Annotated in this window: 14 protein-coding genes; 7 read left to right on the top strand and 7 right to left on the bottom strand. The window is 37.2% G+C overall.

The features are described from left to right. Positions 1 to 114: 114 nt before the first annotated feature. The 6 genes from J7604_RS02695 (at position 115) to J7604_RS02670 (ending at position 8,356) form a co-directional block, all read left to right on the top strand. Positions 115 to 3,915 carry a PKD domain-containing protein gene (locus J7604_RS02695; protein ID WP_293890610.1) on the top strand — a complete coding sequence of 1,267 codons (3,801 nt, stop codon included), beginning with the start codon at positions 115 to 117 and terminating at the stop codon, positions 3,913 to 3,915. Positions 3,916 to 3,921: 6 nt separating this feature from the next. Continuing rightward, a complete protein-coding gene (locus J7604_RS02690; RefSeq protein ID WP_293890607.1) occupies positions 3,922 to 4,230 on the top strand; it encodes a hypothetical protein in 309 nt (102 codons plus the stop codon). A gap of 4 nt (positions 4,231 to 4,234) precedes the next feature. Further along, positions 4,235 to 5,278, top strand: a complete 1,044-nt coding sequence (locus tag J7604_RS02685) for a type IX secretion system membrane protein PorP/SprF (RefSeq protein ID WP_293890604.1) — start codon at positions 4,235 to 4,237, stop codon at positions 5,276 to 5,278. Between the two features lie 209 nt (positions 5,279 to 5,487). Continuing rightward, positions 5,488 to 6,060, top strand: a complete 573-nt coding sequence (locus J7604_RS02680) for an RNA polymerase sigma factor (RefSeq protein ID WP_293890601.1) — start codon at positions 5,488 to 5,490, stop codon at positions 6,058 to 6,060. A gap of 3 nt (positions 6,061 to 6,063) precedes the next feature. Next, entirely contained in the window at positions 6,064 to 7,098 is a 1,035-nt protein-coding gene (locus J7604_RS02675) for a FecR family protein (RefSeq protein WP_293890599.1), read from the top strand. Continuing rightward, positions 7,064 to 8,356: a hypothetical protein gene (locus tag J7604_RS02670; RefSeq protein WP_293890597.1), complete on the top strand. Its 1,293-nt coding sequence runs from the start codon at positions 7,064 to 7,066 to the stop codon at positions 8,354 to 8,356. The genes J7604_RS02675 and J7604_RS02670 overlap by 35 nt, the downstream gene beginning before the upstream one ends. Positions 8,357 to 8,636: 280 nt before the next feature. On the opposite strand, the gene J7604_RS02665 is transcribed toward J7604_RS02670, so the two are convergent. The 7 genes from J7604_RS02665 to J7604_RS02635 all read right to left on the bottom strand — a co-directional run bounded on the left by J7604_RS02665 (position 8,637) and on the right by J7604_RS02635 (position 21,458). After that, positions 8,637 to 15,329 carry an Ig-like domain-containing protein gene (locus J7604_RS02665; protein ID WP_293890595.1) on the bottom strand — a complete coding sequence of 2,231 codons (6,693 nt, stop codon included), beginning with the start codon at positions 15,327 to 15,329 and terminating at the stop codon, positions 8,637 to 8,639. 13 nt (positions 15,330 to 15,342) lie between these two features. Then, on the bottom strand, positions 15,343 to 15,879 hold the full coding sequence (locus tag J7604_RS02660; protein WP_293890592.1) for a hypothetical protein: 537 nt from the start codon (positions 15,877 to 15,879) through the stop codon (positions 15,343 to 15,345). 254 nt (positions 15,880 to 16,133) lie between these two features. After that, positions 16,134 to 17,351 (bottom strand): DUF3570 domain-containing protein, encoded by a 1,218-nt coding sequence (locus J7604_RS02655; RefSeq protein ID WP_293890589.1) that lies wholly within the window; start codon positions 17,349 to 17,351, stop codon positions 16,134 to 16,136. Further along, positions 17,314 to 17,523 carry a DUF4266 domain-containing protein gene (locus J7604_RS02650; protein WP_293890586.1) on the bottom strand — a complete coding sequence of 70 codons (210 nt, stop codon included), beginning with the start codon at positions 17,521 to 17,523 and terminating at the stop codon, positions 17,314 to 17,316. Before J7604_RS02650 ends, J7604_RS02655 begins: the two co-directional genes overlap by 38 nt. Next, positions 17,523 to 18,440, bottom strand: a complete 918-nt coding sequence (locus J7604_RS02645; protein ID WP_367113546.1) for an FAD:protein FMN transferase — start codon at positions 18,438 to 18,440, stop codon at positions 17,523 to 17,525. Before J7604_RS02645 ends, J7604_RS02650 begins: the two co-directional genes overlap by 1 nt. 27 nt (positions 18,441 to 18,467) lie before the next feature. After that, positions 18,468 to 18,911 (bottom strand): thioredoxin family protein, encoded by a 444-nt coding sequence (locus J7604_RS02640; protein ID WP_293890580.1) that lies wholly within the window; start codon positions 18,909 to 18,911, stop codon positions 18,468 to 18,470. A 54-nt stretch (positions 18,912 to 18,965) separates the two neighbouring features. After that, entirely contained in the window at positions 18,966 to 21,458 is a 2,493-nt protein-coding gene (locus tag J7604_RS02635; protein ID WP_293890578.1) for a cation-translocating P-type ATPase, read from the bottom strand. 163 nt (positions 21,459 to 21,621) lie between these two features. Here J7604_RS02635 and J7604_RS02630 point away from each other — a divergent pair, with 163 nt between their 5' ends. Beyond that, the gene (locus tag J7604_RS02630) at positions 21,622 to 23,631 is read left to right on the top strand and encodes an APC family permease (protein WP_293890576.1); all 2,010 of its coding nucleotides are present in this window, start codon (positions 21,622 to 21,624) and stop codon (positions 23,629 to 23,631) included. Positions 23,632 to 23,829: the final 198 nt, after the last annotated feature.

Genomic DNA, 23,829 nt, shown 5'->3' with positions numbered 1-23,829 from the left:
CTATTTGCAAATTTTTCCATACACAGGCGACGTTTAAAAAAAAGTACCTGTCCATTTTATAGGAGGCTCATTTTAGCTGAATAAAAATGGGTCCTGATTCTAAAACTATTTAGTATGGAAAAAACTGCATTTTCCTTTTTCTGCTCAGGCATTTGCAAAAGGGCATTTGTTTGCTTGTTTATACTAATTCATGCTAATGCATTTGCTCAGAACGACCTACCCGTACCTTCGGCAAATTATCAAAATATTCCAGCCGGAAGCTTTATTATTCCGATGGATAATAATTATCAATCTATTGTCCCAGCGGGACAGGCACCTTTTAACCTGAAGTCATATGGTTTAGTCAATTCATTGCTTCAAAATGGAATACCTGTTAAATGGATCATCAATTCAAATAAACAAAGGGATGATATTGACCTAACTGCTATAGCAGAAAGAGTAGCTCCGGGATTTATAGCAGGTGCCACTATTGATTTCAGAGGAGGTCCTTTTATAGTTCCTGACACTGTTTTGCCGTGTGGACAAACTACTACCGATATAATAAATGCTTTCGGGAATAATGTTGCAGTGTATAAGCTGTTAAGCAATACTTCTGCGGACGTTAGGTACACGGTCACACACAGACCTAAAATAGCGGTATTTAATAATGGAGGCAATCAGCTCATACATACCAAAATACTTGATGCTGCAGGAATCACTTATGATATAATGGATGCTGCGCATATAGAAGAATTGAAAAACTGCTATACCTTTGCTTCAGAACCACATGCGGATGATTCACAGGTAAGCCTGGCAGTTATTAATGGAGTAAAAGCTTTTGTATTAAGCGGAGGAAACTTTTTGGCTCAGTGCCATGCTATAGAAACCTATGAAAGTAGAGGATTCTTCCAGACGACTGCTGGTATTGAAAGTGTAAACATAAAAGTTTCCCATCATTACCCTAATGCTGATATGGCTTTTGCCCAGATGCACGGGCCTGCAATGGAAAATGCCGGTGGTTCCGTTGATAATTACAAGCTAAAAGCCGGATCTACCTGGAAACCTTACACCTACCCCATAATAACCAATTTAAATTCAGACACCATAATAGCAACAGGAGCTCATCTAATTGCTCCTGCTGCTCCCGGTGGAAACGTCTTTTATCTCGGTGGCCATGATTATTCCAAGAGCGGTGGTAAGGGAAATACTGCTCCCAATCTTAGTAATATTGCTGCTGTAAATGATTTACGCTTATATCTAAACGCCTCCTTAATTCCTAGTGGAAACACACATGGAATCTGGGCAAATGCGGGTGAAGCTAGCCATATTTTAAGCTGTACTGATAGTGTTACATTGGGATGCACTGAGGTTGGCCCTCCTGGCTCCACTTTTTTATGGAGCCCGCCAGAAGGGCTAAGCTGTACGACTTGCCCTAATCCGGTGGCCAAGCCTAAGGTTACAACAACTTATACATTGCAGGTAACCAATACCTGTATTGCAAGAGATACTGTAAGAGTAATTGTCGCTCCTAAGCCAGTAGCACAGTTTAACAATACAACTGTTTGTCAAGGCGAGATTACAACTTTTACGAACCAATCTTCCAACTCAAACTATTGGAAATGGAATTTCGGAGATCCGGCACTGGGTTCCGGCAATACATCCACTGCTCAGAATCCTTCACTTATATTCAGTTCTTCAGGAAATTTCACAGTCACTCTTATTTCTGGTACAGATCCAAGCTGCGCTGATACAATTGTGAAGATAGTAACCGTAAAGCCCACTTCTTTTATTAAAGTAAACTCAGATACCATTTGTCTTGGGCAATCCATATTATTAACAGCTTCCGGAGCATCTACCTATTCATGGTCCACAGGAGCAACTACCAGTTCCATTAATGTTAAACCGACAACCTCAGCGAGCTATGTTGTTAGAGGCTTGAAGGATGGTTGTTATTCAAGTGATACTGCCAGAATAACTGTGAGTCCGATGCTTATCCCTACAACTATATCTGAAAATGTTAGTTGTTCTGGAGGCACTGATGGTACTGCCTCCGTTACTGTAAGTGGTGGAATACCTGGATATTTATATAGTTGGAATAGCACACCTGTACAAACTACTCCAAAGGCAACCGGCTTGCCAGCAGGAAATTATACAGTTAAAATAACTGATGCCGCTGGCTGTTCATCAAACTCTACTGTTTCAATTAGCCAACCAGCTCCCCTATCTGCAAATGTTATAAGCACCGATGCGCTTTGCAATAGCAACGATGGATCCGCAACAGTTACGATCTCAGGAGGTACTCCCTCTTATTCATACAACTGGAATACCGCTCCCATTCAGACTACTCCCAAGGCAATAAACCTTTCTTCAGGTAATTACATTGTGACAATTACTGATTCCAAAGGATGCTCAATCACTGCATTAGCTTCAATTGTAGAATTTCACACAATGACACTAAGCACTGTATCCACAAATGTATCTTGTAATAAAGGCTCTGATGGGACTGCTACTGTAATACCTACAGGAGGAGTACCAGCATATAGTTATAGTTGGAATTCAATACCAGCTCAATCTTCAGCGCAAGCGGTAAATCTTCAAGCTGGAGTTTATACAGTAACGGTAACAGATTCTAATGGCTGTATTTCCACCACTTCTGCAAAAGTTGAAGAGCCCACTCCTATTTCGCTTTCTGTAGATTTCACAAACCCTACCTGCATTTCAGGCGGAGTAGCCTCCATTACAGCAACAGGAGGAACTCCTTCATATTCTTACAGATGGAATTCTGAGCCAGAACAAACAACACCCACAGCAATCAATTTGCCTGCAGGAAGTTTTAATGTAACTATTAAAGACTTAAATAATTGTAAGATAGATACAACAATCACTTTAGCCGCACCTCCAGAGCCAGTTGCTGATTTCAGTTTTAATAGTACATGTCTTGGCTCCCCCATCACTTTCACTGATCATACTGCATTGAGCTCAGGAAACATTATTAAAAGAGAATGGAATTTTGGAGATCAAAGTTCTGGCAATAGTAATATGTCCTTAGGAGAAACACAAACTCATACGTACGGAACATTCGGAACATTCAATACAAGCTTAACGGTAACAACAAACCTTGGATGTAAAGATACCATCCTTAAACCTATAGAGGTTTATCCAATACCTGTAGTTAAATTTGGACCATTCGCAAAAGGTTGTGGTGCCATCTGTGTGGACTTCAAAGATTCCTCTTCTGTTCCCAATGGTTTTATTCAAAGCTGGTACTGGAATTTTGGAGATCCGAATAATTCCAATAATACTTCATTCCAGCAAAACCCAAATCATTGCTACAACCAACCGGGAAATTATGCTGCCACTCTTGAGGTAGTTTCTAATCATGGATGCTCATCTCAACTGACCATACCTGATATTGTAAAAGTTTATAAAAAACCTTCTGTTGATTTAGGTCCAGATCAGAAAATATGTACGGAGAATGAGGCCAATGTTTTCAGAGTATTGAATGCAGGTCCAGGAAGAAAATATTTATGGCAACCATCGGGAGATACGGTACAAACCATATATGTATACAAACCTGGAACCTATAATGTGACTGTGACAGACGAGAATAATTGTTCAGCCACAGAACGTGTAAACGTAAGGGAGGTTTGTCCTCCCCGGCTCTTTGTGGGAAATGCATTCAGTCCTGATGGCGATGGAATTAATGATCGATACGTTACCTACAGCGCGCATGTGGACAAATTCCAGTTGCTTATCTTCAATCGCTGGGGAGAAATCATATTTGAATCAAGAAATCCTGAACACCATTGGGATGGAATATACAGAGAAGAACCAATGCCTGTAGGCGTTTATGCCTGGATCATTACCTATGAAGGAGATTCGGAGGAATTCAGAGGTCCTTATAAATTAGAAGGAAGTGTTACAGTTGTCAGGTAAGGGATTATGGTAAAAAGAAAGAAATTAACAATAATCCTTTTAACACTGGTAAGCTTCTTTTTTACTACCTGTCAAAGTGAAAGGTATAGAAAAGATAGAAAAAACAAGTTGAGCAAGCACACAATTAAAGCAAGTGATTATCTAGCTAAGCAAGCTATTGCGCTTACACAGGAAAATATAGAAAACAGAGAAAATACTGAAAAGAAAGACCGAAAGAGACAGGAGAAACTACAAAAAGAGCTTAATGAAGCCAATAAAAGAACGAGTAAAGTTGCACCGGTAAAGAAGCACAAGGGAAATTTTAAATTTTATTAAGAATATGGTGCAAGGTAAACTACCTCGTTTATTATTTACTTTTCTGATTTATTGGATATTCAGTATAAATAAGGGCATCTCACAAGATATCCAATATTCTCAGTTTTATGCAAATGTATTATATCTGAATCCGGCTTTTGCAGGTAATGCTCATGCACTTAGAGGAATGTTTCATCAACGTATTCAATGGCCGGAACTCGATGCAAAATATATTACCTCTCACTTATCTCTAGACAGTTATTTCAGCAAGGCCAACAGCGGCATCGGATTAATGATTTACAAAGATTGGCAGGGAGCTAATATCATATCTTCTACGGAGTCAGCTTTACAATATGCTTATGAGCTGCATCTCACCGATAAACATTCTTTCCGTGCAGGAATACAGACGAGTTATGTATCGCGCTATATCAACTATTCAGGATTGTATTTCCCAGATCAGTATAGTTCTAATGGATACCTTGGTAAACAGACGAATCAGCCGACTAATAATGATGTCATTCAATATTGGGACTTCACCTCTGGTGGTATATTTTATTCAGACGATTATTGGTTTGGAGTTACTTACGCTCACATGAATCAACCTAATCAATCCTTTTATGGAGAAGTAAGTCGCCTTCCTTATAAACTTGATTTTATCGGTGGCTTCCGCATAGATTTTGAAAAGAAAAACGAATTAAAAGAAGGCTACCAGGGAAGAGATATTTACTTAACTCCTACTGCGCATTATAAGCTTCAGGGCAAATCAGATCAGTTTGATCTTGGACTTTATCTATTATACGATCATCTTATTTCAGGATTTTGGTATAGGGGTATTCCTTTGCTGAAACACTATAGATGGAGCCTACAAAATAATGAATCTATTGTATTGCTAGCAGGATGGCGCGTAAATAATCTGAGTATAAGCTATAGCTATGATTATACAGTCTCCAAGCTTTCTCCTGCAAGAACAGGTGGATCACATGAACTTAACATAACATATCTATACGATATGTCGAGAAAGAAAAAGAAAATTATGAAGAGAATACCTTGTCCTAACTTTTATAAATAATGAAAATATGATTGTTGCATGGCTTTGTGTTCAAAGTACATCTTATTCTCAAAAGTAGGTATGCAGATTTTCCTTAACAATCATAATTTATTATTCATATAAAATTGAATATCAAATATTATAGTTCTTATTTTGTTTTTCAACAAAATCTGACTATCTTCTATTTCCATTTATATAGTAAATCTTGTATACCAGAGCAATGTGCATTTATGGATAGATCAATTATAACAGCAGCGGCGGAAGGTGATAAACAGGCATTCAGAACTATATTCAATTTTTTTGTGCCGAGATTGAGATCTGTAGCATTGAGGTATGCAAGAACGGAATTTGAAGCAGAAGATATTCTCCAGGAAGCATTTGTAAAAATTTATCATAACCTGAAAACATATAAGTTTGAAGGATCCTTTGAAGGATGGATTAAAAGAATTGTGATCAATACTGCGTTAAATCATTATGATAAATATAAAAAGGATTATCAACTTGATAATATTGAAACCTACGATGAGGATGATCTTGGAATTGAAGAGGCCAAAGATATTGATGAAGTTGAACCCTCAGAACTTTTATCCATTGTCCAGAAACTTCCGAATGGATACAGACTTGTAATGAACTTATATGTATTAGAAGGCTATTCGCATAGAGAAATAGGACAAGCTCTTGGTATTTCTGAAGGAAGTGCCAGATCTCAATATTCAAAAGCCCGTAAACACATAAAAAAAATACTTGCCGGGCTGCGAAATAAAAGTAAAACCAATCTTATTAATAAAGACTCTACTATATAAATAATGAAAGAGCTTGGGAAAACAGATTCTTTCAAGGATCGAATAAAAAATAAAATGGATGACAGTCCTGTATACAAGGACTCGGAAGATGCACTATGGTCAAAAGTTATCGGTGATATAGAAGAGGATGAAGCAAAAGAAAAATCTTTATTCAAAAAAAATCATCCGATAATCTGGTATGCTTCTGCAGCAGCAGTCGTAATGGGTCTATTGATAGGCATGCTCTATTGGAAGGAAAAGCAAAATACTGAAGTATTAGCAAGCATTAAACAGCAACAACCAAAAACATCACAGATTATTGAGAAAAAGAAAACAGAGATCAATATAATCAATTCTCCAACACAGGAAGTAAAGGCATCTGCTAAATCAGATGCTCCTAATAATATTAAAACAGATCCTGTTCTTCAAATTCTTTCTGAAGATAAGATTACTGAATATGATTTACCTGACGGCTCACATCTCACCCTTAATAGATCAGCTTCCATAGAGCTAAAAGATAATTTTAAAAAAGAAAGAAGCCTATCCATGCAAGGAGAAATATACTTTGAAGTTGAACCGGACAAATCACATCCATTTAATATTTATTTCGATAACCATCGTCTTCTTGTTGTAGGTACTAAGTTCAACGTTCGTAATATAAAAGAGGAAATATTTAAAGAAATTTCCGTGACAGAAGGTATTGTGAAGGTATTTCCGAATAATCAGAAAAAAGGTATAGAAGTAAAAGCAGGAGAGCAATTAAAGTTAAATCAGGAAGGGACAATAGAATCTGGCAAAGCCGATTCTTACAATTTTATTTTCTGGAAAGATGGTATCCTTGATTTCAAAAATTCAAGTATGAAAAATGTAGCTGTACTTATGTCAAGACGATATAATCAAAAAATAAATATTGGACATTCCATTTCAAGATGTACCTTTACGGGAGATTTTACGCAACTAAGTTTGGATGAAGCGATTGAAATCTTAAAAATCACAACTTCGTATAAGGTAGAAAAAAGAAAGAATGAAATTTACATTTCGGGAGAAGGATGTAAGTAAACTGGGATGTTTCCTGGTATTTTTTTTTATTTCTTTTATTACTCTTTCTCAAAGCCTAACAGAGGATTCTCAATTCGTGAATAAATTCTCTGAATCCGTCTTGGAAAGGAACATTACCTTTTCATGGAGTGGAGGAAGTTTGGCTGATGCCTTAAATAAAATTGGAGCAGAGAATGAAATAAAATTTTCATTCTCGAACAGCACTATTGCTGGCATTAAAATACCTGCCAATAATTTCAGTTCAACAAAATTCTCTGATCTGCTTTTTCAAATTTTTAAAAATACAGGCTTCAATTATGTTCTGGTTGGAAGAATAGTAGCAGTGTATAAGGATGAAAAGAATCTTCCATCCAAATATGAAATTCCCGATTCAACAGCGATCACCCCTCAAGAGAAAAAGCAAACATATAATCAAGTTTATACTCCCGCATTTACACAAGAGATACCTTGGCGTGAAAGAAAAATACTCAAGCGCCTATACAGAGAGGAATTAAGATGGGCAGCGCGTTACCGAAGACAGAGGGAAAACAGGGACACTATTAACTCAGAAAAAGAGAAGGGTTACAAACCATTAAATAAAGATGGGGATTTTCTTTATTTCATTTCAACAGATTTAGGTCTGCGTGCTAATATTTTGAAGTATCAAAGCAATTCTCAGCTTCATTGGAAAGAAGATCTTCTTTGGAAAAGCAAATCTGAAACAAATGTCTATCCTACTCTCCTTTTTGGCATAAATATAAAAGCATTTATGATTGGCGCAGGATTAGGATTTCAGAATATCACTATTCATAATACTTTCCGAGATATCAAAAAAGAACCGCCTAAACCTCCACCTGCCCCAGCACAAGAAAACTCTAACTTATATATAACGGAAAGATATTCCTTAATTTCTATACCCATATCAATTACCTATAGCAAATGTCGAAAAAACCTTTGGCTTGGAGTTGGTAGTGGTATACGATTTAATATCGTCAATGGAAATGAAGCTATGAGAAACAAACTCAAGAAATATTATAATGATTCAACCGCAACAAAGACCTATTTTGATGAATATAAAAAGTTAACACCTGAATTATTTGTAGACGTTGCATTGGGATATAAATGGCGGAAAAGGTTTCTATTCACAGGAGGGCTTACGTATACACATTCCTTAAATCCAATATATGAAAACGCTCTTTACCGTTTAAACGCTAATGCTATCGTTTTTAAAGCCGGATTCTATTATAGATTTAATCTTTTCAGAAGGAGTGCAAGATGATGCTCATAAACCACTATTTATGTAACGTCCAATTAACCAAAGATTAATTATTTAACCAACTCTTAACATAGCCATAGCATTCAATTTCTCTGTCTTACTATAATTGTCTTTTCAAAGTTTATTAAAACAATCATCCTATTAATCGCCTATCATTTAGATTAATGTTTGACTAAGACCAGTGTGCCTTCTCTCCTACACGTCACTTTCTTCCTCTTTAATAAAAAAGAAGCCCACAGGAACAGTCAAGATCCTGTGGGCTGAACTTATAAACCTTTATCTACTATTTTGCTTTTAGAACCTTAAGAGTTTCCTCTGAACCATCCATATACTTCACAGAAATAGTATAGAGACCATTAGCAAAGTCCTTTCCGAATTCAAGACTTGTTCCCTCTGGCAGCTGAGAAGTTTTATACACTTGCCTTCCTTGATTATCTGTAATGAACATCATCTCTATTGACTTTTCTGCATTCAATACAAATTCTTCTTTTGAAGGATTTGGTGAAACAACTATAGAATGGGTTGTCGTGATACTTGATACTCTCGGAGAAGTTGACCCATTGCAAACTGAAATATTCTTGACATAGCCAATTTGCTGCAATGTAGGCTGAGAGGCCCAGGTAAACTTAAACACTATACTTACATTTCCTGTGAAGGCTGAAGTAATAGATACCGACTTAGTGGTAAAGCTGGAGGAATTATATCCTGCAGGAACTGTCACCAATGACTGAACCGTTTGCGGTCCATTGCTCGATGAATTCAACCCCTGAGCAAATCCAACTTCAACCCCGGATACTCCAGTATTAAAATTCTGAAAATCAAATTTAAAGGTATAGACCTGCCCATTGGTAACAGCAAAAGTCTTCCCTGTTTCAATCACATATAACTCTGGTTGACCGTATTGACGATGAGTGATTTTCAAAGCTCCTGCATCGGTAACTACTGATGAACCTGCATTCTGGTCGTTCCATAAATTCCTTATAACATAAAGAGAAGATACTGGAGTAGCTTCATCCAATGCACAGGTAGAAGTTCCACTTACCGTAATTGCAATACCAGAAGTGGTAGTTACATTTCCAGAATTGTCGTAAGCTTTTGCTGTTAAAGTATAAGTACCTGCTGCAACATTTGTCCAGCTAAAGGTATATGGATTCCCAGTACTTAAGGATTGTCCAAGCAGAGTGGATCCTGAATAAAATTCCACTTTCGAAATTGTTCCGTCAGCATCATTTGCAGTGGCTGATAAAGCTACAGTTGCTGGCGCTGCAAAAGTAGCATTATTTACAGGCGAAGTTAAGCTGACCGTCGGAGATGCGTTTGCTGTAACTGTCACAGTAATTGCAGTTGTAGAAGTTGAAACTCCTCCATTATCAGTAGCTTTTGCTGTAATGGAATAAGTTCCAGCAGCTACACCAGTCCAGCCAAATGTATAAGGACTTGTCGTGCTGGAAGATTGTCCGATCAAAGTTGTACCTCTGAAAAACTCTACTTTAGCAATGCTTCCATCTGAATCACTTGCATTCGCTGATAAAGCAATGGTTGCAGGTGCAGTAAAACTTGCATTGTTTGCTGGAGAAGTCAATACTACAGTTGGAGCTGTATTTGTGCCTGTTACGGATACTGAAATGGCAGTTGTAGAAGTTGAAAGGCCTCCATTATCAGTAGCTTTTGCTGTAATGGAATAAGTTCCAGCAGCTACACCAGTCCAGCTAAATGTATAAGGACTTGTTGTATTTGAAGATTGTCCGATTAAGGTTGTACCACTGAAGAATTCTACCTTAGCAATGCTTCCATCCGAATCACTTGCATTCGCTGATAAAGCAATGGTTGCAGGTGCAGTAAAACTTGCATTGTTTGCTGGAGAAGTCAATGTTACTGTTGGAGCTACATTTGCCGCTGTCACAGTTATGTTAATAGCAGTTGTAGACGTTGAAAGGCCTCCATTATCAGTAGCTTTTGCTGTAATGGAATAAGTTCCAGCTGCTACACCGGTCCAGCTAAATGTATAAGGACTTGTCGTGCTCGAAGATTGTCCGATCAGGGTTGTGCCTCTAAAGAACTCCACTTTAGCAATGCTTCCATCCGAATCGCTTGCATTAGCTGATAAAGCAATGGTTGCAGGTGCGATAAAGCTAGCATTGTTTGCTGGAGATGTAAGAGAAACTGTAGGAGCAATATTGCCAGTGCCAGTTACAGTAACAGAAACAGGTTTAGAGGTCGTTATTAAACTTCCGTTATCATATGCTTTTGCTGTAAGTGTGAATGTACCGGTAGCTACGTTTAACCAACGGTAGTTATACGGTGCCTGTAAGGCTGTACCTAATAAGGAAGTTCCTGAGTAGAACTCAACTTTTGTGATGTTTCCATCCAAATCAAATGCATCCGCTGCCATTTCCACTGTTGCAGGACCTGAATAAGTAGAACCAGTTCCAGGATAGGTCAATTTTACGACAGGGGCATTGCTAGAACTATTTGTTCTACGAAGGGCGCTGTTAGGAATCGTAGTCCGACCAATCGTTGAACTTTCATATTCCACATTTAACACTTCATCACCACCAGACTCAAAATATTTAACCGTGATAGAATGAAGCCCTGCTTTTAAACCAATGCGTCCGGAAATAGAATTATCAGAACCGTGCAATCCATCATTGTTAACTACAACAGTGTCACCAATCATCAGAATACTACCATCATCAGATGTCAGGTAGAAAGTATACAGATTATCCGAAGGTACATTGATATACCCTTTATACATAAAGGCAAAATTATCATCAGTTCCTGCATCTCTTACGCTCAGGTTAAAGTTATCGGTTGTAGATGTTCTGACAGGAGTTTGAGCCTGGAAATCCGGAATAAAACTAAAACCTCCAGTGTAGTATTTATAATAAACTCCTTGAACAGTAGTTCCAGGGTTATCTGCATTCCGATAGGAACTGACGTTCAAAAGCAATGGTGACGAAGTAAAGGAAAGACCGCTATTGTCTGTTGCTTTCACTGTTATGTCATATGAACCTGTTTGAACGTTGCTCCAAAGCAGGGTATATGGACTTGATGTTGATTCCCCAAGCTTTGTTCCATTAGAGAAGAATTCAACTTTGCTAATAGTGCCATCTAGATCAGTGGCAAATGCTTTCAGCGTAAATGAATTACCGACGAGGTACATTGTTCCACCTGAAACATTGTCTGCTTCTACTGAAGCAACAGCATAAGGAGCTACAGAGCCAGCAGTTCCTTTGACATAAAGGTTAGTTGCGAGAACACTTGTTTTAACTCCGTTAAGAGAGTATGCAAGCGAAAGTGTTTCGCTACCTCCACCTTCAAAATACTCCAGACGATATGCATGCTTTCCTGCTTTCAGCCCTATAGGGATACTTTGTTTTTCTCTTGCACCATGCCCACCATCGTTATTTACCAACAATGTGTCGCCTATATAAAACTTACTGCCATCATCAGAGTTCAGGTAGAAAGTATAGATACCATCTGTAGGAACATTTATATATCCGTCAAAGCTAAAGGCAAATTGATCTTCTTTGACTTTCACAGTGGGAAGATCAAAGCTTTTGGCTTTGCCAGTTTTCACAGAACTCCACTTTGAGAAATCCGGCATTTCAGAAAAATTCCCCTCAAGGTATTTGAAGTTGACTCCGTTAACAATCGTAGAGGCAGCGGGATTTTCAGGAATACGATAATTGACTGCAAAAACTTGAGTTATTGGAGAAACATTGACCAAGCTAGTAGTGGTAGTTACTTTGGCAATAACCTGATAAGTTCCTGCAGTGGCAGGAGTAAATGTAACAGCATACGGAGCTGTTGATGATTCTCCGACTTTTATCCCATTTGCAAAATATTCTACTTTTGACACTCCAGAAGAAGGTGTTACCGAAGCATTCAATGTCACATTACTACCAGTAAGAATTGCTAACCCATTTGTTGGGTTAGTAAGGGTGACTATCGGGGCATTTGTTGCACTATTAAACGGTGATAATCTGATAGATGGAATAGGTCTCTCATAATCTCCGTTAGGTAGGGTCCAGCCAACGGAAACCGTGTTATCTCCATTACCACCCTTGTGCAGAAGCTCAATATAATATTGAGTTCCTGCCGCTAAGTTAATTGTTGCTGATTTCTGCGAAGGATATCTGTCATAATCCTGATCTCCCGAATTAGAAGAAAGAAATGCAATCTTCACTGCTTTCTCTGGAGTGGCATCTGTGCTAAGGTATAATTCAGCCGCCTCATTTCCGCAGATGTAAAACGTATAGGCACCGCTATAAGGAGGACAAACCAAACCAGAAATCTGTTCTCCAAAATTCACAGTATCTCTTTGAGAAGTATAAAAATGATTATTGAGTTTAGAAACCACGGTTGGAGCAGTAGTTAATGGTATATCCAAAATTGAGTTCCCAATAACTCCAGTCCACATCTTTTTAGTCAAATAACCTGTACCTGAACAAGCTATAGGATCAGCTAATCTGACATAGGACGTTATTGGAATTGCTTGTTTACTAATTGTCCCGGAAGAATAACTGAGCGTTAATGCATCTGTAGTTCCTGTAGTTTCAAAATATTCTACGGTAATGGCATGATACCCTTGCTTCAATCCGATCGTGCCTTGTGCTGTGCCGGACGCGTTATGTACACCATCATTGTCCACAACTAGCTTATCACCAATATAGAATCTGCTTCCTTTATCGGAAGAAAGATAAAAAGTATATTGATCATCTGCAGGAATATTAACAAATCCCTGATATATGATACCATTATTATCCGTCTGATTGCGAACTGTAAGGTCAAGCCCTGTAGAGTTCCCAGCTTTTGCTACGGTCAACGAATTAAAATTAGGCATTCTTGTCCAGGTACCGTTATAGCATTTATAGTTAAGCCCAGCTAATGCTCCTGTGGGATTTTCAGGTTCCCTAAGAAGAAAAGGTTTCCCTTTCAGATTAGATTCAAAAGTTCCTCTTCCACGTGTAGCCACTCTCAGCACTGAATTAGCCGTACCATCGTTATAGATCATCAACCTTGAAATATCAGCAATGGTAGGAATACCAATAGAATAGTTTTCCCAATCGGTCATCGTGTTATTTTTATAATAAACAGCTTTGTTAGTAGCAAAATAAACCGATTCATTCGTACTGTAATCATCATGAATAATTTTGATAATATTGGTTCTGTTGGTCAGATTCCCGGTAACATCAGACCAGGTAGCACCTTTATCACCTGATCTGTAAATCCTGTCTCCACAACCCAGATAGACAACATTCGGATCATTCTTAACAAGGCCAATTGCCGCTGCTCCATCAGTAGGACCAGGAGTTTTATAGGTCATAAAGGAAGGAGTAGCACTTAATCCATCCTCTGTTCTCAATAATTTACCACCACTTGTAACTATATAAACAACATTAGCATTTACAGGAGAAATGGCCACCTTGAAGACTTCGCTATTAAATGTAAGCCTTTTCCACGTAGGAGGGTTTGAAGAAAGATTGGTTGTTCTGTAAAGATCTTTGTTAGATACAAATGCAACTTCAGTATTGGCAGGTGTAAATTCCATTTCGATTTCATCAGCATTACCCGTCACAACAAAAGGAAGATTCAATGAAAATCCGCCAATATCAGGAAGGAGTTTTCTATATCCAAAATAGTCATATCTGTATGCCGTACTTGCATAGTCGTAGGTGATTTTGAAATTAACATCTCCTCCTCCATTGGCAATCCAGGTTTTTCCGTTTAATAAAAACTCAGCATTGTCTTGCGAACCCACACTGAATAAATCTTTTTTCAGCGGGCTTTGTGCCGCAGTATTTGACTCGTTACCACAAAGTCCCTCGTTGATAGCAATCCAGGTTTCAGAACCATCTAAAGTATACCAGATACCGCCATCGTTTACATTGTACAGCTTCTTATTATCATAAGGAGAAAAAACAAACTGATGGTAATCTGTATGTAAGTTGCTGTTTTTGGTAGTCCAGGTTACGCCACCATCAGTAGACTTCCATACCTGATGTCCACCACAATACAATATATTTGCATTTAAAGGGTCTGCACCAAAAGCATGGTTGTAGTTACCCTGACCACGGTCATATGCAGAATAACCATTTAAGTTAGGTAATCCAGGTGCTCTTACTCTTGTAACTGTAGATACTGTGTTAGAAGCTGTAAGAGTAATTTTGTAAACTGGTGTTGAAGTACTTGCGCTAGGGTTGTCTTTATTAAAACTTCCCACAAAGTTGACATAGACAATTGAAGGATTAGCCTTGGAAACAGCAATACGACCACCTTCTTCAACACCCGTTAAATTCGGGTTGGAAAGATTTACGTTAGTCCAATTATCTCCCATATTGTTTGAGATGTAGAATTGATCTTTCGTTGCAGCATATATTACAGTAGAATTGGCTGAAGGCTGAAAAATCATCTGGGTAAACTCTCCTGTTGTTATTTTTGGAGTCCATGATTCTCCGCCATCTGTAGATTTCCATAAACCATCATTAGTGGCTGCAACCAAAACCTGATTATTCAGAGGAGACATCAGTATCTCAAGGACAAGCCTGGTTCCGAGCCCAGGCTTCTTTACCCATGTTTTTCCCCCGTCGGAAGATTTATACAATCCACTGAAATCGTTTGATCCATAATATTGAGGGTCACCTGCTCCAAGATATAAAATCCTGTCATCAGTGTGATCAATGCATATGGATGCAGAACCGGTTTGAGGCAATCCGTCAGTACCAGAAATCTGCCAGGATTTTCCTTCATCTTTACTGATAAAAAGCCCACCGGTAACGCTGACCAAGTACAAAGTCTTGGAGTCTTGCGGATGGAATTTAACTTGGGCAACCCGGGTTATCCCATCACCGGCCGTCGTTTCAATCTTAGAAGACGGTCCTAATGAACGCCATGTTACAGTTTGTGCAGTTGCATGTATTGCCAAAAAAGCACAAACGACGGCAATAAGAATGTGTTTAAGTTTCTGTTTCATAGATCTAATGGCCTTATTTCCGTTGATTTTTGTATACTTCCATTTGTTGTTCCGGAGTCATAATACTCCCGTCGGCCTGCACATAAGGATAGACTTCCCGTTGCCAGGCATTGAATTTTTTATAAGCAATTCTGAGAGGATGAGTTTCTGCTTCCATTTCTTCTTCATCTTCCTCATATCCTTCTTTTTCTTTTTCTCTTTCTCTTTCTCTCTCTCTTTCTCTTTTTCCTTCTTTCTCTCTTTCATTTTCTTTTTCACTTTCATCCTTACGGCCTCTTTCTTCAGGCACCTGACGCCCTTGCCAATATTGATTGAAAGCGTTGATAGCTTCAAAATAATTTACATTGGGCTCATTCATCATTTTTACCCATGAAGGTTCTTCTTTATCAGCCTCGTCTTTTGATTCTTTACGAGCTTCCCGCCTTCGTTCCTCTTTGTGGTGGTCAAGAGTATGAAGGCTAGCTTGCCTGTTGGAGGTGCATTCCTGGAATAACCCCAGTAGTATAACCCCTCCGGCTAGCGACATAAGCCTTATTGGTCTTGTAATCATAGTATTATATAGATTGTTAGTTGAACTGCCAGTAACAGTTACTAAGATAATAAGGAGGGTATGTCAAAGTATGTATCTGATGTTACACACAGATAAAAGTAGGTGAAGAAGAAGAACTTAATTTATTTTAAAAGAGAGGAAAATTTGTCTTGAAACTAAATCGTTTAAAAATTAATAAAGCATAACACTGCCTCCCCTGCTATTTGATTATACTATACTTCTACTAAAAATATAAGAATCAAGTCAGAACAATTTCATTTAAACTTTAAAGATAAAGCAATGGTATGAGCACTAAGATTAGTTGTCCTGTAATAATAACTATAACGCATTTCTAAAACATTCAACTTTTTAATTCCAAGAATCCCTTCAGCAGATATCTTTCTAAAATTCAATCCTATCAAGTGACTATCGAACTTTGAAAGGTCATAATCACTTGTATAAAATTCATCTGAAGGGCTATGTACTTTGAAGGGAGCAAAATAGTCTATACCTGTTTGGGTGTAGAATCTATAAACCGGACCTAGTGATAAAAAAGGCGTGATCTTGACCGGTGCTTCAATGCTAAAGGTATTTGCCCAAAGATTCCAGGTATCATAGTAAAATCGGTAGAACGTTCGAAGAACTATTCTGTCTCCCAAAAAATAATTCAACCTTGCGCCAATAGGAACTTTAAATCTAGTATCCGGAAGCTTTTCCACTCTTACTTCATCATTTGAAAAATAAACTCTGTGAAAGGGCGTACTTAATAAACCATTCTGAAGAGCAAGATCAGTAATTAATGCAAAGTTTGTTCTTTTATTAATAATTGCTGAATAAATAAACGAAGCATTATAAGAATTTCTATTTGAGTTATTAATCTGATCTTCCGGATTATATCTTAACTCTATCGGAAGTATGATCAACCATTTATCAAAAAAGGCCTGAAACTTAAAAGTAAACTCTTTATTATTATCTTCTGAAGCCTTAGTAAAATTGACCCCTCCGCTAAAAGATGTATAGTCATATTCTGTAGAAAAATACCCAATAATACCTAAACTCCTCCTTTTAATATTATTCTTTATTAAATAGGTTACAGATGGATATATCCGTTTGTCTGATTTTGATGCAGATGATACTGTAGCAGGATCTATTTTATCTGAAGAAGCGGAAGTATAAGCATCAACACCCAATTGAAGGCTTGCAAGATGAAGTCTGTTTTTATTATCAGGCTTTATTAACCTGACCTCAAGTATACTTGAGACGTCCGATAATAGTTCAGAGCCAATCCCTCCGGTAACAGCAGAATGATTACCATTCTGAGTATAGTAGCTAGATACAAAATTAACTTCCTCAAGCTTTAACCTTCTACTTTCATAAGGAATAGAATCGGGCTTTACATTTTGACCATAAACAAAAATAACTGACAAGAGATTTGCCAACCCTGCAAGTGATAATTTAATTACATCCACAACCACCTCCTGCTCTTCCGCCATTTCCTCCGGATGCTCCTTCTCTATATAGTTGAAAGTTCATTTCTGCACTTTCTACCTTTCTTGGAGCAAGATCCATTTCGGCATCATTGACATACATTTTCTGATATTCCTTAACAGGAACACAGGAAACTGTCATAGTTCCAATTACTATCCATCTTATTGAGCTTAGCATTATTTTAGCTTTATATTTCTGGATGTGTGAATTATATTATCATCATCAACAATGATACATGCCATATGCCTTATCTGATTGATCATATGCAGCCCTGCATGAACTCCCATTACCATGATTGGAGTAGCCATAGCGTCTGCTATTTCGGCATTAGGGCAGATAGTGGTAACGCTTTTAATCCCAGAGACCGGATACCCCGTTTTTGGATCTATAGTGTGAGAGTACCTTTTCCCTCCTATTACTACATATTTTTCATAATTCCCTGAAGTTGCTACCGCCAGATCTGAAATGGATAAATAGGAAAATAGCTGATCAGCCTTTTGTGGATCAGCAATGCCAATGGTAAATGGATCTCCATTAGGCTGTTTACCCCATGTAGACAAGTCACCTGCAGCATTCACAATTCCACTTTTTATCCCCTTTTTTAGTAAGAATGCTTTTGCCATTTCTGCAGCATAACCCTTACCTATTCCTCCAAACCCAATTCTCATACCTTTTTCCTTAAGAAAGATTGTTCGATTTTTTTTATTGAGGATTATGTTTTTATAATTTATAAGATGCACTGAACCCGCGGCCACTTCTTTCTTTGGTAAAGTTGTCATCGATAGATCAAAATTCCATAAACGTTTATCCATTGCCCCATAGCTTATATCAAATGCTCCTTGAGTAAGTTCGGAAATTTTAATTGAACGCTCTATGAGATTGTAAACTTCTTCATCCACCCGCACTGGAGAAATGCCAGCATACCGATTAATTAGATTGGTCTGGCTATTTTCATCAAATGTTGTAAGCAATCCTTCTATACGCCTAATCTCTTCAACAGCTTCATTTAAATACTGCAAGGCCAGTCCTTCCTTTTCAAAAGCAATACTTAATTCAAAGGTATTGCCCATCAGAGTACCTACAAGCTTATGCATTGCTCCCATATAACAAAAGCTTCATAATTATTTAACCTTTTCAATCTGATCAATAAATTCTGAAGGGGAAGCGCCTGTGTATCCACTCCATTCCTTCAACACCTTTCCTTCTGAATCCAGCAATATGACATGAGGAAATTCACCAGACTTGTTATATTTTTCAGCTAACATTTCATTCTGTTTGACTATTGCTTCATCAAGCCTGTTCTTTTTCATTCTCGGGAAATCGGCCAGCACCAGTATTAGATTTCTTTCCGAATAGTTTTTAAATTCGGTAGTTTCAAGAAGATTCTTCTTCATCTTTGCACATATGCTACACCAGTCAGAGCCTGAAAAATAAAGTAGTATTTTTTTTCCTGATGACTTTGCCTCTGTTTGGGCTTCATTAAAATTTGTTAGCCATGGACCTTTTAAAAAAATAAAATTAATACTCAAGCATACCAGAGTGAGCAAGGGGATCAACTTCTTCATAGTAGCCCGATAACTGTAGAAAAAAGAAATTGTTCATCAACAAATCTAGTTCTTCTATTCCCTTTTCCTGTTAAATAATTTATAGCATTCAAGCCATAACACGCTGACAAATGCCACAATTACGCAAATAGTAATTTGATAAATAGAAATAGGATCAAAAAGAAATAAATCCCTTGTAAAAGAAAAGGAGAGAATAAAAATTAACAAAAATATTGTGAGGCCAATAATAAATGGAATCAAAGGGTTTTTATATTGAAATGATTTTAATATACTTTCTTTAAACGACCGGTTTTCCAATGTCAGGAAAATATTCGCTACAACTATATTCGTAAAAACTATAGTCCTGATCTGTCGCTCTGACAAACCTTCCTTCATAGTATAATAATAAATCAATAATACACCGAGGGATATTACCAATCCTTGAAAAACACTTATTACTAACTCGCTCAGACTTAAAAAACCTTTAACTGCTGGACGAGGCATTGAGACAGAAGCTTGATTTTCCAGAGGCTCACGCTCATAAATAATAGAACATGTGGGTCCCATGATAAGCTCAAAAAATATTATATGAATAGGAGAAAAAATGTTCACTATATCCCAACCAAGCAACAAAGGACCTGTCACCGTTGTAATGATGGCAATGTGAATTGACAAAATATATCTTAATGCCTTTTTCAGGTTTTCATAAATTTTGCGACCAGACACTATTGCAATAAACAATTTCTCCAAATCATTATCTAAAAGTATTATAGACGATGCTCTTTTCGCAATTTCCGTCCCCTTTGAACCCATTGCCACACCTATATCAGCTTTTCTCAATGCAGGACCATCATTCACTCCATCTCCAATCATTGCAACAATTTTTCCTCCTTCTTTTAAAGATTGCACAACCCTTAACTTTGCATCAGGAAACATTCTGGCAAAAATTTTCTTTTTCTCAATTACATCAGAAAGCTCTTTTTCGCTAATATTTTCAATTTCAGGTCCAGTTATAAGTTCATTAACTCCTTTAAAATCTATCTCTCTAGCTATTGTCTTTATAGTTTCAGGATAATCTCCTGAAATAATCTTCACTTCGATTCCTGCTTTATAGAATCTATTCAAAACCTCTTTGATGTTCCTCTTCGGAGGATCATACAAAGCAATAAGTCCGAGAATAGTCCAAGCAAAATCTTTTTGCTCAATTGGGAAATGATCATTATTGAATTGAGCTTCAGCCACACCTAACACCCGGTATCCATCTCTTGCGAAATCCTTTGCTATACCCAATATGCGGTTTGCATTATTTTCAGACAAGTTGGAATATCTAATAACAGACTCTACCCCTCCTTTACAGGCTACAATTCTACGTCCTTTTTCATTTTCATAAACATGCGTCATTACAGGCGGTGAGCCGGAAAGAGGATATTCATGAATCATTCTGAAATTATGTCTCTCATCATATTGAACTGAATGAACGTAAGCTTCATGAATTGCAATTTCCATGGGATCAAAAGGTGTAGGTTCACTTGACCACATGGCGAAGGAAAGAACATTTGCTGCTGAAGAAGTTAAATTTTCAAGGGTAGAGATCAAATTTTCTGAACAAGTAAATATCTTTGCTACAGACATCTTATTTTCAGTTATCGTACCTGTCTTATCAATACATATTACAGTAGCAGAACCTAAAGTCTCAACTATCAAAGGATCCTTTGCAAGAACATTCTCCTTTAAAAGTCTCCATGAACCTAATGCCATAAAAGTCGAAAAAGCAACAGGAATTTCTTCGGGCAAAATAGACATAGCAAGAGCTAGAGCAAATAAGAGTGAATTTAATATTTCTCCAGACTTGTAAAAATTAATTCCTAACACCACCAAAAAAGCAACAATTCCTGCAAGTGCCATTCGACGCACAAATACTCTCAATTCCTCCTGAAATCTACTCCTTTTCACTTCTATGACTTCAATCGATTTTCCCAATTGTCCCAACATAGTATTATTGCCAACTCCTTCTACCTCAAGAATTGCGCTACCAGTTTTTACAGTAGACCCAAAGTAAACTTTGTTGTTACTTAAAAGCTCATTCTTCTCAATAGCAAAAGATTCTCCTGTTAAAATAGATTCATCAACTGTAAAATCATGAGCTTCCAAAACCTTACCATCAATCGGAATTTGCTCACCTTCCTCAATAAACAGAATGTCACCGACAACTAATTCTTCAGAAAAAATTTTATCTTTTTTATCTCCTCTTAACACCAGCACCTTGGGTTGACTCATTTCCTTCACTGCCTCTAATGCAGCCTTACTTCTTCTTTCCTGAAAAAACGAAATGGAAGCAACTAGGACCATAGCAACAAGCATTAGCACACCCTCAGAGTATTGCTTAACTAAAAAGTAAATAATACAAGCTGCAATAAGCAATAAAAACATGGGTTCAGTCAGGACCTCTTTTAATAATTTAAAAGTCCCTCCTTTTGCTTGTTTGATTTTGTTTGCCCCAAACTTTGACCTATTCTCGATTACTTGATCTTTTGTCAGACCTTTATAACATGGTAATTCACCTTTCATTGATTTGCTAATTACCAAAGCCAACAAATGTTTTAATGAATATCAATAAGAATAAGGCAATGATCGAAAGAAGGGATGGGTTGAAACAAACATTTCGCTCTTTTACATTTGTTCAACATTATTTCATTATTCTAGTTTTATCTAAATATTCAAAAACTATGAAGTGGACCAAGAAAACAATTCCCTTTTAAATAAGCTCAAGCAGCTATTTATTGGAAATGCCAGAAACATTTCAGATAGTTCCCTGTTTCAACATACTACACTCATATCATTTTTAGCCTGGGTTGGCCTAGGTGCAGACTCCCTGTCTTCTTCTTGCTATGGCCCACCTGAAGCATTCATTATTCTAAAACATCACCATTACCTAGGCCCCATAGTGGCAATAATGAGTTCTTTAACCATTTATATCATTTGTTCTGGTTACAACTTAATCATTGATTTATTCCCTAATGGCGGAGGAGGTTATTTTGTCGCAGGCAGATTGCTATCGCCAAAGCTTGGCATGATCTCCGGTTGTGCATTAATCCTGGATTATATACTCACCATTACTATTTCAATCGCAAGCGGCACAGATGCCTTATTCAGCCTTCTTCCAGCCAACTATTCAGGCATTAAACTACCTTTTAGTTTTGCTACCATTATCTTTTTTATTCTAATAAATTTAAGAGGAGCCAAAGAGTCTATAAATGTTTTACTTCCCATTTTCCTTATATTTATAATTACCCACTTAATAGCCATTACATATGCAATTATTTCCCATATAGCAAACTTTGACAATATCGTAAGCGAAGTTCTAAGCGACATTACAACCACCAAATCCCAATTGGGAACTTATGGATTAATTTTTCTAATCTTAAAAGCATTCTCTATGGGGGCTGGAACATTCACAGGAATTGAGGCTGTAAGCAATGGTATGCCTGTTCTAAGAGAACCTAAAAAAGCTACAGCAAAAAAAACAATGGCCTATATGGCATTTTCTCTAGCCTTCATGGTTTTAGGATTAATGATTTCTTATTTATTGTTCCATGTAGAGCCGGCACCCAACAAAACCTTAAATGCAGTATTGTTTGAATCGGTCACCAAAGAATGGACAGTATTCGGCCCTCCTTTTGTCATTATCATATTAATTTCTGAAGCATGTTTATTATTCGTAGCTGCTCAAACAGGATTCTTAGATGGTCCTCGTGTACTTGGGAATATGGCTACAGACAAATGGTTTCCTACCAGCTTTGCAATGTTGAGTGACAGATTAGTAATTCAAAAGGGAATAATTCTTATGGGTGTGATGTCTGGTTTAATAATGGGGATTAGTCATCAGTCAGTAAGATTCCTTGTTATTTTATATAGTATAAATGTATTTATAACATTTACACTTTCCCAATTGGGAATGTCTAAACATTGGTGGCAAAATAGAAAGGCTGAAACTAAATGGGTCAGGAAGTTTTTCATCAATGGTACTTGTTTTATAGTCTGTGGGTTTATTCTGATAATGGTTGTTGTTCTAAAATTTCATGAAGGAGGATGGATAACTCTATTTATCACTTGCCTTTTTATTCTATTGGCTTTAACCATTAAAAACCACTACGATAAAATATCCAGAAAGCTTTTAAAGTTAGATGCCCTTGTCCCAAAAGCGGAGCATGAAATGAGCAAAATCCTCGAAAACATCAATACCAAAAGATATAGCTTTGGAGATTTTCATGAAACAAATAAAACTGCTGTCTTATTTGTCTCTGGCTTCAATGGCAAAGGCATTTCCTCTATATTATATTTACTAAAACTCTTTGATGCACAATTCAAAAATATAGTATTTGTTGAAATAGGTATTTTAAACACTAGAACATTAATAAATGAAGAAGTGGTCCACCATTTGGATGAAGAGGTAAAATCAGATTTAAAACACTATGTGCATTTGGTAAACAAATTTGGATTTGAAGGGAAAGCAATAAGAACCTTAGGGACAGATGTAACAATAGAAGCTATGAAGATTGCTTCTTCTATATTGGAAAAATATCCTAACAGCATTTTTTTCGGAGGTCAGATATTATTTTCAGAGGGAACAATATTTGCTAAATACTTGCATAACTATGAAGCCTTTTCGCTGCAGAAAAAATTTTATAAAAAAGGTATTCCATTTATCGTGTTACCAATTGAACTTCCTCAAGTTGAATAACCATTTCCAAATTGGAAGTAAATAGAACCGGTGGTCACCGAAGTGGAACACAATAAATTATCCTCCACTTCCAGATTAAAAAAATATTCATGCTATTTAATTAATAAATTTCTTTCAACAAGCAGAAGTATTTGACGAATTTTAAATTGACCTTATATTCCTTCAGCTTTATGCCAAAGGAATATAAACCAATTAAAT

It is taken from the genome of Sporocytophaga sp. (assembly GCF_017745095.1).
Lineage (GTDB): Bacteria > Bacteroidota > Bacteroidia > Cytophagales > Cytophagaceae > Sporocytophaga.
Note: the sequence above shows the minus strand (reverse complement) of the source record. Positions and strands in the feature narration are given on the sequence as shown.

Excerpts from the sequence above, each read along its gene's own strand:
- J7604_RS02645 (WP_367113546.1), bottom strand. The coding sequence starts at position 18,440 with ATGCATAAGCTTGTAGGTACTCTGATGGGCAATACCTTTGAATTAAGT.
- J7604_RS02670 (WP_293890597.1), top strand. The coding sequence starts at position 7,064 with ATGAAATTTACATTTCGGGAGAAGGATGTAAGTAAACTGGGATGTTTC.
- J7604_RS02695 (WP_293890610.1), top strand. The coding sequence starts at position 115 with ATGGAAAAAACTGCATTTTCCTTTTTCTGCTCAGGCATTTGCAAAAGG.
- J7604_RS02685 (WP_293890604.1), top strand. The coding sequence starts at position 4,235 with ATGGTGCAAGGTAAACTACCTCGTTTATTATTTACTTTTCTGATTTAT.
- J7604_RS02650 (WP_293890586.1), bottom strand. The coding sequence starts at position 17,523 with ATGCTAAGCTCAATAAGATGGATAGTAATTGGAACTATGACAGTTTCC.
- J7604_RS02690 (WP_293890607.1), top strand. The coding sequence starts at position 3,922 with ATGGTAAAAAGAAAGAAATTAACAATAATCCTTTTAACACTGGTAAGC.
- J7604_RS02675 (WP_293890599.1), top strand. The coding sequence starts at position 6,064 with ATGAAAGAGCTTGGGAAAACAGATTCTTTCAAGGATCGAATAAAAAAT.
- J7604_RS02680 (WP_293890601.1), top strand. The coding sequence starts at position 5,488 with ATGGATAGATCAATTATAACAGCAGCGGCGGAAGGTGATAAACAGGCA.
- J7604_RS02660 (WP_293890592.1), bottom strand. The coding sequence starts at position 15,879 with ATGATTACAAGACCAATAAGGCTTATGTCGCTAGCCGGAGGGGTTATA.
- J7604_RS02665 (WP_293890595.1), bottom strand. The coding sequence starts at position 15,329 with ATGAAACAGAAACTTAAACACATTCTTATTGCCGTCGTTTGTGCTTTT.
- J7604_RS02640 (WP_293890580.1), bottom strand. The coding sequence starts at position 18,911 with ATGAAGAAGTTGATCCCCTTGCTCACTCTGGTATGCTTGAGTATTAAT.
- J7604_RS02635 (WP_293890578.1), bottom strand. The coding sequence starts at position 21,458 with ATGAAAGGTGAATTACCATGTTATAAAGGTCTGACAAAAGATCAAGTA.
- J7604_RS02655 (WP_293890589.1), bottom strand. The coding sequence starts at position 17,351 with ATGGCGGAAGAGCAGGAGGTGGTTGTGGATGTAATTAAATTATCACTT.